The sequence below is a fragment of the Natronomonas sp. EA1 genome (assembly GCF_051195035.1).
Taxonomy (GTDB): Archaea; Halobacteriota; Halobacteria; order Halobacteriales; family Haloarculaceae; genus JBNTJV01.
Window position 1 is genome coordinate 1 of sequence record NZ_JBNTJV010000001.1, and the last position, 12,925, is coordinate 12,925.

The 12,925-nt window shown below is 58.7% G+C and carries 13 protein-coding genes; 6 read left to right on the top strand and 7 right to left on the bottom strand.

Annotated features, from left to right (window positions below; genetic code table 11):
* Window positions 1–172: 172 nt before the first annotated feature.
* Window positions 173–667, bottom strand: coding sequence for a DUF892 family protein (locus ACQUQR_RS00005; RefSeq protein ID WP_435193745.1), 495 nt, complete (start codon window positions 665–667; stop codon window positions 173–175).
* Window positions 668–670: 3 nt separating this feature from the next.
* Window positions 671–1,261 carry a hypothetical protein gene (locus ACQUQR_RS00010; RefSeq protein WP_435193747.1) on the bottom strand — a complete coding sequence of 197 codons (591 nt, stop codon included), beginning with the start codon at window positions 1,259–1,261 and terminating at the stop codon, window positions 671–673.
* Between the two features lie 104 nt (window positions 1,262–1,365).
* Here ACQUQR_RS00010 and ACQUQR_RS00015 point away from each other — a divergent pair, with 104 nt between their 5' ends.
* From ACQUQR_RS00015 to chrA, 3 genes are read left to right on the top strand one after another with little or no spacing between them, the layout of a single operon-like run.
* Window positions 1,366–1,584, top strand: coding sequence for a DUF7130 family rubredoxin-like protein (locus tag ACQUQR_RS00015; protein ID WP_435193749.1), 219 nt, complete (start codon window positions 1,366–1,368; stop codon window positions 1,582–1,584).
* 21 nt (window positions 1,585–1,605) lie between these two features.
* Entirely contained in the window at window positions 1,606–1,797 is a 192-nt protein-coding gene (locus ACQUQR_RS00020; RefSeq protein ID WP_435193750.1) for a hypothetical protein, read from the top strand.
* A gap of 19 nt (window positions 1,798–1,816) precedes the next feature.
* Window positions 1,817–3,202, top strand: coding sequence for a chromate efflux transporter (gene chrA, locus ACQUQR_RS00025; RefSeq protein ID WP_435193751.1), 1,386 nt, complete (start codon window positions 1,817–1,819; stop codon window positions 3,200–3,202).
* 49 nt (window positions 3,203–3,251) lie between these two features.
* On the opposite strand, the gene ACQUQR_RS00030 is transcribed toward chrA, so the two are convergent.
* Complete coding sequence (locus ACQUQR_RS00030) at window positions 3,252–4,523, bottom strand: ethylbenzene dehydrogenase-related protein (protein ID WP_435193752.1); 1,272 nt, start codon at window positions 4,521–4,523, stop codon at window positions 3,252–3,254.
* A gap of 253 nt (window positions 4,524–4,776) precedes the next feature.
* Between ACQUQR_RS00030 and ACQUQR_RS00035 the strand changes: the two genes are divergently transcribed.
* From ACQUQR_RS00035 to ACQUQR_RS00045, 3 genes are all read left to right on the top strand, one after another.
* Window positions 4,777–6,141 carry an MFS transporter gene (locus ACQUQR_RS00035; protein WP_435193754.1) on the top strand — a complete coding sequence of 455 codons (1,365 nt, stop codon included), beginning with the start codon at window positions 4,777–4,779 and terminating at the stop codon, window positions 6,139–6,141.
* Between the two features lie 88 nt (window positions 6,142–6,229).
* Complete coding sequence (locus tag ACQUQR_RS00040; protein ID WP_435193755.1) at window positions 6,230–7,606, top strand: arylsulfotransferase family protein; 1,377 nt, start codon at window positions 6,230–6,232, stop codon at window positions 7,604–7,606.
* A 106-nt stretch (window positions 7,607–7,712) separates the two neighbouring features.
* Window positions 7,713–8,939 carry an aryl-sulfate sulfotransferase gene (locus ACQUQR_RS00045; RefSeq protein ID WP_435193756.1) on the top strand — a complete coding sequence of 409 codons (1,227 nt, stop codon included), beginning with the start codon at window positions 7,713–7,715 and terminating at the stop codon, window positions 8,937–8,939.
* A 46-nt stretch (window positions 8,940–8,985) separates the two neighbouring features.
* On the opposite strand, the gene ACQUQR_RS00050 is transcribed toward ACQUQR_RS00045, so the two are convergent.
* The 4 genes from ACQUQR_RS00050 to ACQUQR_RS00065 all read right to left on the bottom strand — a co-directional run bounded on the left by ACQUQR_RS00050 (window position 8,986) and on the right by ACQUQR_RS00065 (window position 12,923).
* The gene (locus tag ACQUQR_RS00050; protein ID WP_435193757.1) at window positions 8,986–10,002 is read right to left on the bottom strand and encodes a lysylphosphatidylglycerol synthase transmembrane domain-containing protein; all 1,017 of its coding nucleotides are present in this window, start codon (window positions 10,000–10,002) and stop codon (window positions 8,986–8,988) included.
* Window positions 10,003–10,215: 213 nt separating this feature from the next.
* Window positions 10,216–10,662 carry a low molecular weight phosphatase family protein gene (locus tag ACQUQR_RS00055; protein WP_435193759.1) on the bottom strand — a complete coding sequence of 149 codons (447 nt, stop codon included), beginning with the start codon at window positions 10,660–10,662 and terminating at the stop codon, window positions 10,216–10,218.
* A 345-nt stretch (window positions 10,663–11,007) separates the two neighbouring features.
* Window positions 11,008–11,805 carry an HNH endonuclease gene (locus tag ACQUQR_RS00060; RefSeq protein WP_435193761.1) on the bottom strand — a complete coding sequence of 266 codons (798 nt, stop codon included), beginning with the start codon at window positions 11,803–11,805 and terminating at the stop codon, window positions 11,008–11,010.
* Between the two features lie 272 nt (window positions 11,806–12,077).
* On the bottom strand, window positions 12,078–12,923 hold the full coding sequence (locus ACQUQR_RS00065; protein ID WP_435193763.1) for a universal stress protein: 846 nt from the start codon (window positions 12,921–12,923) through the stop codon (window positions 12,078–12,080).
* Between the last annotated feature and the right edge of the window lie 2 nt (window positions 12,924–12,925).

Here is a 12,925-nt window from a genome sequence, read left to right on the forward strand (position 1 = left end):
CGCTGTCGCGTCACCCTTGCCCGCTACGCTTTCACAGCGCCAGCTCTACCCGACCAACAATCTGCTTCCGAAGAGCGTCGATATTAAATGAGGAAACGCATTGAACTCGTACTTTGAGATTATAGAAGTCGAGACCGTTTATTACAAGGCTCAGATTTATTAAATAGATCGGTTAGTGCGTCTCTGACTGATGCCGGCGCTCTTCAAGGAACTGTTGCATTTGCTCAAGTGCTTTCTGTGCTTCAATTCGATTTTCGTTCAAATTCGACACCGTTGGATCTGGGAGATTAAGTTCATCGGCAAGCATAATAAGTCGGTCGAGGAGCGTGATCTCGAGTCGTTCGTTGATCATTCCAATGCTGATTACATCCAGATCCCGGAGGTCGTCGTCCTCTACCTCGGCCACGAACTGGTCTTTCTCGGCAAGCAGACCCTCCATAATCGGGCTCCCTTGCTCACGGGGCTCCATATCGAGCACCGCGAAAATTTCCTCGATGCGGTCGATCTGGTCAACCGTGTCGCCTTCGTGGCCACCGAAGATCGCTCGTACCTCTTCGCTCGCAGCAGCATCGGAAAGATCGCTGTGCAGATCGAGGATTTCGATCTCGGCGTGGTAGAGTTTACGGAGTTCCCGGTCGAATAGCTCGCGTTTCGATGTAATTGACATAACTCACACCCCCTCCAGCTCCTCATCAGAGAGCTGCTCGCGCAGGCACTCCTGAACAACGTCTGTGTCGACAGCACCGCTCTCCATCAGCAGATAGAGACTGCCGGCGGACAAGGGTTCGTCCGACTGAAGCCCCTCGAGGAGTTCTGGAATCCCCACATCCGTCGCATCGATGTCCAGCGAGACCGCGTCGACGAGCAGCCCATCTCGATGCCCGGCGCGACGAAGGGCGGTCGTGAACATCCGCTCCGGAACCGTCCCCTCCGATGTCTGCCCGTCACGCATCAGCGTAGCGATACCAATCGTCCGGAGGAGAAACGCCAGTCCATCACGAACCCCGGCTTGGAGATCCTCGTCCGCGTTTTGCCAGTGTTGTCCCCCATCGGAGATCTCACCAAATATCTCGTGCCACTCTTCATCGTCGAGTTCGTCGAGCAGGATCGAGAAATCGAGCATCGAATTATAGACGCGTTCACGGATGTCGCGTCGGCGCTGATACCGTTGCTGTTTCGCGTGTTGCCCCTCGTAGACCTTTTCCCCGGTCAACCACCGCCGATCTTCGGTGGTGAGCATCGCGTTCTTCCTGCCGGTCATAAAGGCGATGAAGGTGGGAAGCAGAATAAAACCCCGTCAAAGTAAATCGATTCTAATAGACTACTGTAGGAAAACGATTTATCTCCCAGGAACAATGGTGAAGTATGGTGCCAGAAAGCGACCGACCTCCGGTAGAGGGAAATAAGGAAGAAACAGAGGTTCCGATCGGTGACACTCCAGACGCTCTCGGGCAGAGCTACACTATGTGGCGCTGTAGCGAATGTGGAGAGACAGGTGATCTTACAGACAAAGAAGTCCTCCCAGAGCAGTGTCCGGACTGTAACGCATCGAAGGAAGCGTTATTCTACAGAGAAGAGGACTGACTCCACCGTCTTTCCTGTAGAATGGACGTCAAACTCCGGATGGGTACCGTCGCCGACGCCGGCCTCTCGCCAAACAGCACACCGACCCTGTTTGACCCTCCGAAGCTCGGCCAGAACCCCGAAATACCAACGCTGATCTGGTCGCTCTTATCGTTTACTACGGTCTATCAACGACAGTCAATCGGTGTATCGGACGGAAAGGTTCACAAATAGCACTATCTCACTGGGAACGATGGAAGAGGAGCACCGGGTAGAAAAAGACCAATCAGATGGGTTGTCGGTATCGATGCCGACGCTTCGGGAGGCGACGTGGACCTGGGCGCGGGTTGCAGCATCCAGCTTCGGGGGACCGGCCGGCCAGATTGCGGTCATGTTCCGGTACGTCGTCGAGGAACGCGGCTGGGTGAGCGAGCGACGCTTCCTTCACGCCCTCAACTACACGATGTTGTTGCCCGGTCCGGAAGCCCAGCAGTTGTCCGTCTATCTCGGCTGGCTTCTCAATGGGACCAGAGGGGGGCTCATCGCCGGGTGGTTGTTCGTCCTCCCCGGCTTTCTCTCGATCCTCGCACTGAGTATCCTCTACGTTACCTACCGGGAACTCACGGTCGTGACGGGCCTGCTCTTCGGTCTCAAGGCCGCCGTGCTCGTGATCGTGTTCGCGGCCGTCCTCAGTCTGAGTCGGCAAGTGTTCGAGAACCGGGCGATGGTCCTGCTCGCCGTCGCTGCGTTCATCGGCATGTACGTCTTCAATGTCTCGTTCCCCATCATCGTCATCGGCGCAGGGCTGATCGGGTTTCTCGGCTACCGACTCGCACCGGACACGTTCACCGTGATGACCGGGCACGACGCGGACGCCACCACAGCAGTCATCTCCGATGCGCCAGCCGACGGCCGCCCGTCCAGACGGCAGGCGTTGGGGACGCTAACCACCTGGCTGGTCGTCTGGTTCGGCCCGCTTCTCGTACTCGGTGCCCTCCTCGGCCGCAGCAACGTCCTCGTTCAGGAAGGACTGTTCTTCAGTCTCGTCGCGGCGGTGTCGTTCGGCGGAGCGTACGCGGCGCTCGCGTACGTTGCCCAAGAGGCGGTCCTCACCTACGAGTGGCTGCTACCCGGCGAGATGCTGGATGGTCTCGGATTCGCAGGGACGACACCGGGGCCGCTCATCCAAGTCGTCCAGTTCGTCGGGTTCATGGGGGCCTACCGGAATCCAGGTACCCTGGATCCGTTGGTCGCCGGTATCGCAGGCTCGGTCGTCGTTACGTGGGTGACCTTCGTTCCGAGCTTTCTGTGGATCTTTGTTGGCGCCCCGTACATCGAATACCTTCGTGGTCGAACATCTATCACGGCGGCATTATCGGCGGTCACCGCCGCCGTCGTCGGCGTCATCGTGAACCTCGGCCTCTGGTTCGCCGTCCAGACACTCTTCAATTCGACTATTCTCGTCGACAGCTACGGAATGCAGCTGCTCCTTCCGATCGTACCATCGGTCAATCTTCCGGCGTTCGGGATCGCGGGACTCGCTGGAGTCCTCCACCTTCGATTCAACCAGAGTGTCCTTCGGACGATCGGGGTCGGGATCGTTGCAGGTATCGTCTACGAACTACTGGTCGCTCTCTGACCCCCTACCGAGCGATCCGTCGAAACTGGCACAGGGACAGAGAGGTTAATTATCCAATAAACGATTCCGGGGCGTTCTCGTAGAGTTCCCACATCGTGACTGCTGCGTCTCGGACGTCGTCAGCCCGCGGATGGGACTCGTCGACGAGGTCGTTCCAAGTGAGCAATCCCGGGAACACGAGGGGCAGCGTGTACGTTTCGATACGGTCCCAGTCAGGTGTGGCGCCGGTGAACTCCGTCGCAACGAGTTCGGTCGGTCCGGCCGTATACTGGTCGCCGGCGTAGTCGGGTTCGGCCCCGAGTCCGAGCTTGTAGGGGTACCCGACCCAGTGCCAGCGCTGTCCGGCGCCGTGGTGGACGGCCGGCGTCCAGGTGTAGACCCCGCCCGGTTCCAGCTGTGTCGTATCCAGCGGATGGTCTGTCTGCAGGTCGCGCCACATCTCGACGACCCACTCGCCATCATCCCAGACCCCACTCGCCTTCCAGTCCGCCGCGCTCCCCACGGGGTCGCGGAGCGGCCGGCGTGGAATCATCGCTCCTTCCCACTCCGCGACGGTCCGGTCGAACGGCACGGCGTCCTCCATCTCCAGTGCGTACGTGCCCTCCTGCTGATCGGGGAACGCTCCGTCACGAATCTCGTGGTAATCGAGTGCTCCACCCTCCACGACCGCAGGGTCCCACATGAGCTCGGGGCCGTCCTCGGGATCCCACTCCTGAGTTGTGTACGTGTTGTGGCCCTGGTCGCTGTGACGATAGTCGAGGACGTGGTGGTCCGTGCCGAATCCCTTGGGATTGCTCCGGTGGGCCCGCCACATCGGGAGGTCGAGGAACACACCCTCTCGCTTGAGACGTTCGAGCTCCGGTTGCGATTTCATTTCCCGCCAGTCGTTTTCCCACCACTCGCCATCGCAGGCTTGCGGAATGTACTTCCGGATATCTGTCTTGTCGAGGCCATCCGGGCCGAAATGCTCGTGCGCCTGTACCTCGGGTTCCGGAACCTCGCTGGGCAACGACCGCATTCCGTCGTGGACAGTCAACCAACCGCCGAACTCCTCGAAGCCCTTGACTGAACCGTCGTCAAGCAGAAAACTCACGCGGTCCTCGTAGAATCCAGTGTGCTCTGGGTTCTCGGTAGCGGTCACCCACGGTGACGGATCCGCAAACTGCCGCCACTCTCCGTCCTGATACACCAGCATGTCGTGGATCCACCCGCCGGGGTGGGGCTGATCCCAGCGGAATCGGAAGTAGATGCGGTCCGAACTGAAGGCGATCTGTGTCTCCAAGTGTTTCAACGTCTCCGCTGGCAGCCAATCCTCAGTCATCGTGGACGGCCCCCGGAATCGCAGACCATCGAGGTATAGTCACGGGTTGGTGGCTAGGTTTCTGGTTCATGGATGTGGACACACTCGGTAAATCTGTTTAGGTTAGCCGTCCATAAGAATCTATATACCCGGGCGTTCACGTTGTGAGTATGATGAGCGGGTTCCCCATTCGAACAACAGGCAGTATTCCAGGAAACGTACGTTTGCGGTGGACCGAATCACGTAACCAAGCAAAGCACTCCCGCAACGACCGATGAGTCAGGAACAAGTATCCGTCGACGTAGAGGAAACGGGCCCACTGGACACCTTCCGGCAGTTCTTCGCGCTCGAGCGGGACGTGCTGGTGCTGTCGCTGGCGATGTTCGCGTTCAGCCTCGGCTTCCAGATGACCAGTCGATTCATCCCCGAGTACATCGTCGCACTCGGGGCGTCCGGATTCGTTGTCGGTCTTTTCGGGACTGTCAGCAACATCGTCTCGGCAGTGTTCCCGTATCCCGGTGGCGCTATCTCGGACCGCATCGGCTCGCGATACGCGCTCACGCTGTTCGGGTTGATTTCGACTCTGGGCTTCGGCGTCTGGTTGGTCGCACCGAACCTCGGCGTGATCACGATTGCCAGTGTGACGATCCCACCCTGGATCTGGATCTTCGTCGGGCTGCTGCTCGCGCAAGGCTGGAAGTCATTCGGGTTGGGTGCAACGTTCGCCGTCGTCAAGCAGGCGACCGATCCCTCCAGGCTGGCCGCTGGCTTCGCCAGCACTGAGACGTTCCGCCGGACGGCATTCCTCATCGGGCCGGTACTCGCGGCCGTCCTCATCGGCTTCCACCCGGACTTCACGGTGAGTTTCCAGTACGTCCTCGCCGTCGCTGTCGTCTTCGGTATCATCGGAACAGTCGCTCAACACGTCCTCTACGACGCCAGTGAGGACTCCATCGGTGACTCCTTCGAGGGGGTGGCACAGATTCGGGCAGACCTCCGCGAGATGCCGTCGGCGCTCCGGCCGCTGCTCGTCGGTGACACGCTCGTCCGGTTCGCCAACGGGATGGTGTACGTCTTCTTCGTGCTGGTGATCACCCAGTTCTACCAGGTTGGCTTCGAGACGACCGTCTCACTGGCTGGCTTCTCATATGCGATCGATCTTTCGCCGGAGGCGTTCTTCGGGTACCTGCTCGGCGTCGAGATGTTGATTGCCCTCCTCTCGATGGCGCCAGCCGCGAAAGTCGCCGAGCGAGTCGGCCTCAAGCCCGTCGTCGCGCTTGGGTTCGCAGTCTACGCCCTTTTCCCAATCGTACTCATCAGTGGGCCAGAGGTTCTCACGTCGGTGATGCCGCTCTCGTGGGCGATGATCCTCATCTTCGCGTTCTCCGGGCTTCGCTTCGCTGGTTTACCCTCACACAAGGCATTGATCGTCGGACCCGCCGAGGCCGACGCCGGCGGCCGCGTGACGGGTACCTACTACCTGCTCCGGAACACGGTCGTTATTCCGAGTGCGGCTCTTGGTGGCTATCTGTGGGAATTCGTGAATCCGGAGATCGCGTTCACTATCGCGGCCGTGATCGGTGTCATCGGGACGGGTTACTTCCTCGCATTCGGGGAAGAGTTTGAGGCGTACGTATGAGCGAATCACAAAACACATACAACAACCACCGGAGGTGTCGGTAGTGCGTCGCCCTCCGTTGTCTCTGGCATGGCTCCTTCGTGGGAGCTTGGCCCTTCTCATCATCGCGTCGTTCGGAGCAAGCACAGCCCTCACAGCGACCTACGAACCCCCTGAGATTCAGGCTGGAACCGTCGAAGATGCAGCAAACGGAACCACGTACGTTGCCGTCCAAGGTTTCCATTTCCAAGGCGAAGGGGCGAAAAAGAAGCCAGCCCGGCTCGTGGCAGCTGGCCCACGGGCGCAGCCAGAGTGGATATACAACGGCTCGAAACGTGGCGTTAGCTGGTTCTATAACACCGATCCACTTCCGAACGGAAACCTACTCGTGGTGAATACTGCACCTGGAAAGACGCTAGTCTACGAACTGAATCCCGAAACCAAAGAGCGCGTCTGGCAACAGAATTTCAGTATCGAAGATACGCATGACGTGGACCTGATCAACGGCGATCAACTGCTCGTCGCCAACATGCGCGAGTACGAGAACGGGACGAGCAACGACCGGGTGTTCATCTACGACCTCTCCAAAGACCGCATCGTCTGGGAGTGGTACTTCAAAAATCACTATCCGAACGGGACCGACGGCGGAATGAGCGAGGACTGGACACACGTGAACGACGTCGACAAAATCGGAGACGGGGAATACCTGGTCTCCCCACGGAACTTCGATCAGGTCATCGTCGTCAATCGGTCGACCAAGAACATCACGATGCGACTCGGCGCCGACCAGAAGTACTCGGTCCTGAACGAACAGCACGACCCCCAATACCTCGAGTCGAAAAACGGCACGCCGACGATCCTCGTTGCGGACAGCGAAAACGACCGGGTCGTCGAGTATAGCTGTGTCAACCGGACTGATTCGGGAGCGTGTAACTGGCAGCAGATCTGGACAGTGGGTGATGACCAACTGAACTGGCCGCGTGATGCGGACCGACTCCCGAACGGGAATACACTCATCGTCGATTCGCTGGGCCACCGCGTAATCGAAGTGACACCAACGGGTGAGATCGTCTGGGAAGTGTACACGCCGTGGGCACCCTTCGATGCCGAGCGCGCCGCATACGGGAACGAACCTGACGGCCCGACGATGCTCGACCAGAACGTCTCCGGCTCGTACCAACTCTCCGGAAGCGCCGGTGAGACGCCGGGAACAGGCACGGGAACGGCGACGTTCCCCGAGTGGCTCAAAACGACGTTCGGCGGAACGCCGCTCGAATCGCTCACTTCGGAGATCGCCGAGACGTGGGAGGGTGTCTCCCAGTGGATCAAACCGGTCTGGATGGCTCCGTGGAGTCTCGTCTACCTCGTCTTTGGGGCCGTACTTCTGCTACCATGGATCATCATAGAGGCGGTTGTCAATCGGCAGGGGATTTCGGCCAAGGCCCGACAGACTGTCGCACGCGTTCGCCGCCTGAATTCATCATAATATGGAACATGACATCGTACCCCGTCAATGGCTCGGGTCGGGATCTCGGCGGAGTCGGCTCCTCATCGTGCTGATCCTCCTGTCTGCCGCCCTCGGAGGGCAAGCAGTGTTAGCAGATACATCCGAAACCGTCGCACAGTCCGGAGACACCTATCCCGGAGCGACACTCATCAGCGTCCAGGATTACAAGTACGACGGCCGACTCATCGAGGTCAGTCAGAACGGGACCGTCAACTGGGAGTTCGACCCCCCGAACTCGCGGGTCTTCGACGCAGAATACCTCGAGAACGGAAACGTACTCGTCGCGGTTGCTACGAAGACAGCTCCTGAAAACTGTCCGCCAGACCAGCTCAACCAGGTCGAGGACGAATGCGTTCACAACCGTGTCCTCGAGCTTGACGGGGATGCGCTCCAACACAACGAAACCCAGATCGTCTGGCGATACACCTGGTACGACGAATTCGTCCAACACCACGAGGTCCACGATGTGGACCGCCTCGACAGCGGGGAAACAGCGATCATCGACATGGGGAACAACCGAGCGTTCACCGTCGCACAGAATGGGTCGATTACCTGGAACTGGAACGGGACAAAGCGACTGGGTGAAGGATCAGAGTTCGACCAGCAATACGGGAGTCCCGAGCGACAGGGGCCCGAAAGCGACTGGACCCATATGAACGATATCGACCAGTTACCAAACGGGAACTTCCAGCTCTCGATCCGGAATTTCGACGTGATCGTCGAGGTGAATCCCGAGACTAATCGAATCGTCGATGTCATCGGCCAGCCGGGGAATCACAGCTTCCTCTACGAACAGCACAATCCGCATCGCCTGACGGAGTGGGGGACGGTCCTCGTTGCCGACAGCGAAAACGACCGAGTCGTTGAGTATGATCTCGAGAGCGGAACCGCAGTCTGGACGTATGGCGGTGACGACATCCTCCAGTGGCCGCGTGATGCGGATCGGCTGCCGAACGGCAACACGCTGATTGCCGATTCCCTTCACAATCGCGTCATCGAGGTGAATGCAGCAGGAGAGATCGTCTGGGAGTACTCGGGTGTCCAACTCCCGTATGCTGTAGACCGAAAAGGCGTCCCCGAGGAACGTGGTGAAACCGTGCCTGGCTGGCAGCTAGAGGGGCGGACGGAGAACGCGAACGCAGCTGTTGGCTTCGTCCGTCAGGTCGAGGGGTGGGCGTCGTACGTATTCCCAGTCTGGATGAAGCTTCCAGAACTCCTCTCGCTCGTCGGGATCGGGGTGACTACTGTGGCGCTCGTGGTTGATTTCACCTGGCCGTTGGTTTCCCGAAGGCTTCAGTCAGACGAGGATTGAAGGGCCACTGACCAGCCTCCCACAATACGGTGTGGCCCGGGTCAGGTCATCCATCCGTTCTGTTCGGTCGCCATCCACGCAGATAGGCAACGCAAATTCCACCAGCGATCGCGCCAAACGGGAGTGAGAGGGTTCGTACGAGGAGGACAGCTGCTGTCGCGCTAACGCTCGGGGCGCCAGTAACGAGGACCAGTGCTCCACCCAACAGCAGGTCGTATGCCCCGAGGCTCCCCGGAATCGGGACGACGCTAGCAACCTGTGGGAGCGGGATGATGACCAGAATTGGGAGAAACACACTGTTGCCACCCAATCCTGAGAGGGCGATCCAGAGCGCAGTGGCCGTCAAGAGCTGTTCAACGAGTCCTCCCACTGTAATAAGGACTAGTAGTCCGGGCGTCTCTCGGAAGTCGACGATGCGTTGCCAATACCGATCGACAGCATCCGCGACGATCGCACGGTCATATGGTTGGTCGCGGTAGAGGCCAGAAACTCGTGTGACAACCGGTGTAAGCCCTGCGACGAGACCAGTCGAGAGATATGTTCGCGACCGAAGAATGACGCCACCAAGAACTACGAGGCCAGTAATCGAGACTCCCAGTGTGAGTAGAACTGGTGTTACTTCGGGGGAACCAGCGAGAATGAACAGTCCGGCGAGACCGGAGAAGATAACCTGTGATCCTGATTTTACGTATTTCGCGGTCGAACGGACCCCGAGTGCATCCGAATACCCAGTCCCCGTCGCGACGCTGAAAAATCGTGCCATGATCGGCTCCGAACTGACGGGTCCGGCTGGACTGAGTATATCGAAGAAGTCTCCTGCGAGTGCAAATTGAACGCTCTCCGGCCCGGAGAGTCCGTCGCCCAGCGGTTCAATTGAGGCCCACACACCAATTGCGTCCGCCAACCCCTCCAGAATTACGAGGAGGAGGACGACTCCGACCACCCACGGGCTGACAGCAATCACTCGATTGAGTACCGTCTCTGCACCGACTGTGTAGAGATATCCCCCCAAAATGAGACCGCCCATACCGACACCAACAATAAATCGAACCGCTCGTCGCACAGGTTATATGCTCCTCTGAGCAGTAATTGAGTGATTCAGAGTCGATTCCATATAGTGTACTGATTGCACGTGCTGGTTGACGAGAAGCTAGTTCTGATTAAAGCACATTCGCATTTGTCGACACCTTCGCGATACCGAACCCGACAGTGACAACCGACTGCGCAAGGAGAACAGCGAACGGTATCCGGAGATCACGTTTGAAGAGCAGTCCCATTACGTCTCCGTACTGGGGTCTCCGTCTGTCTCCGTTGCCTCCAGCTCATCGAAGAAGGCAGTGACGCGACGTTCGATCTCGTCACGCTGTCCGCGCATCTCGTCGACATCGTCACCGCCGGGATGTTCAAGATCCCACTGCTGGCTCTGACCGGTCCAATCAGGCGGTCGGAACTCATCCACTGAACACCCCATCGTGACGACGGAATCAACGTCCTCGATATCGTCGGGCGTGATCTTCCTGGGCGTTCGGTCGCTGATATCGATATCACGCCCTTGCATCGCGTCGATGACCGCTTGATGGATGTGATCGGCCGGGTCCGTTCCACCGGTCACGATGTCGATATCGAGTCCTCGTTCACTACGTTCCCGCTCTGCAAACGCCGTCGCCATCTGGCTCCGGCCCGCGTTCCCCTTACAGATAAATGCGATCCGATCAACAGACATATTCCTAGTTAGACTGCTCGCAGTAAATAGATTCTCATAGGGCGTATACTCCAACAAATATACGACTAATGATCGTCGGCTGAATGCAATCGAGACTCTTCCCCCCTCCTGTGTGGATCCTGATTTCCTATTCCGTTCTTCTATTTTATTAATATTTTATATTGAAAGTAAGGCACGCATCAAATCCATCCTCCGAAGATGGTGGGGCCATGAGTCACGAGTTCGCATTTCTCCAATCCAAAATTCAATTCAGTTGATAATGGCCCCTGGAAACCGTTGTACTACAGTAGAAGTCGGACAACAAGCATCAGTCCGGCTCCGAGTATTACAGTAACAGTCTGTGATTTATGCGTCGATAGCTCGGCGAAGTTTCGAGCGTGAAATCATTCCCCTGTCGGCCTTTCGGTGACAGTTCGGGCAGAGCACAATTAGATTTCTTGGCTCGTTCGGCCCGCCTTCCCCGCGGGGTGTAATGTGGTGCGTGTCGGGTGAGTCAACTTCTTCGCCACACCACTCGCACTGCCGATTTGCGCGCTCAAAGTACAGGTCATTTTTCAATTTCTCCGGCGCGGGCGGTGTCCGCTCTGTCCCGCTGTCGGCCGAACTTGATGATTCACTATCTCCGTTTTCTGTGGTAAGCAGAAAGCTGATTGCCGCACCAACTCCCTTGGTAGCGTACACGCGGTAGGTCAATACCGTCACACCGAGCGGGAGTAGCAGGAACGCCCCACCGATGAGAAACATCGTCGAGGTGATGGCCAACCCGCTTTCTACGATGAGGAATCCACCTACTATGAGCCCGCCAACGAACAGTCCTGCCGGTGGTACATCCGAGAGGTCTGCCTCCGCGTCGCTAAGGTCAATATCTGTGTCTGAACTACTGTTATGGTCGATTGGCGAGGCCATTCCTCCAACTGGAGAGGTGCTGCCCTGCGCCACCTCCTCAAAGAGCGCTTCCGCCTCTGAGAACGAATTGACCTCTCGCACTGGAACGGTGAAATCGGTCCGCTCGTCGATGAAGCCGCGCTGTTGGTAGTCTTCTGTGATAATCTTCATCTCTGAACGTTGCTGATAGGTGACTTCGTAGATACCATCATCCTGCTTATCAAGACGCCAGTCACCCTCTCTACGTACGACCCCCATATACTGTGTACTGTAGATGATTTGATATTATTCTTGCGTCGTTCGTGAGTATTCTATGAGGGTCGAATAGCACGTTTTTATAGTCGAAAATGAATCTGAATACTGTACTACTGCCTATCGATGTGGAAGAATACTGTACCGATATCTTCCGTCTAAGAGATTTCAGTTCACGGATTCACAGCGTCATTGGCGCGATGGGCCCCTACTGAAATCCTGTTATCTGGAGGTAAAACTCCCAATAAACGCGTTCTCTCTCCGGTCGGCGCGCGAGCCTACCTGACGACCAGCACGGGCGCGTCGACGGTCCGGAGGGTGCGGTCCGTCGTCCCGCCGAGGTACTGGCCGGTGAGGTTCGACCTCCCGCGAGTGGCCATCACGACGAGGTCGATGTCGTTCTCGTCGACGTACGCCGCGATCTCCTCGTGGGGTGTTCCCTTCCGGACACGCTCGACGGTGTCGACGTCGCCGACCTGCGCTGCGGCCGAGTCGACCGCGGCGTCTGCCTCGTCGGTCAGTCGCTTCACGTACTCCTTCGAGATGCCGCCGGCGTCGAACGCGCCCGCGGCGGCCTGCACGTCCACGACGGAGAGCAGGTGGAGGGTGGCCCCGGCACGGGTCGCGATATCGCCCGCGACGGGGGCGGCGCGTTCGGCGTTCTCGCTCCCGTCGGTCGGAAGGAGGAGGGACTCGTAGGCGACCGGTCCCTCCCCTTCGGGGGCGGTCAACACGGGCACGTCGGCCCGCCGGAGGACGCGGTCGGTCGTCGTCCCGAGGAGGCGTTCGCCGATGCCGGCGCGGCCGTGGCGACCCATGACGATGCAGTCGTGGCCCGCCGTCGCCGCGTACTCGGTGATGACCGTCGCGGGCGTGCCGCGTTCGACGTGGGTCTCGCTGTCGACGCCGACGCTGGCCGCGAGGCCGCGGAACTGGTCGAGGAGGTGGTCCGCGAGGTCGGCGGGACTCCGGCTGGTCTCCTCGGCCATGGCGTCCGTCTCGTCGGTGAGGACGTGGACGAACGTCACGTCCGCGTCGTAGCACGCGGCGAGTTCGAGGCCGTACTGGGCAGCTCGCCCCGAACAGTCACTGCCGTCGGTTGTGATGAGGAGGCTGTCGAACACGG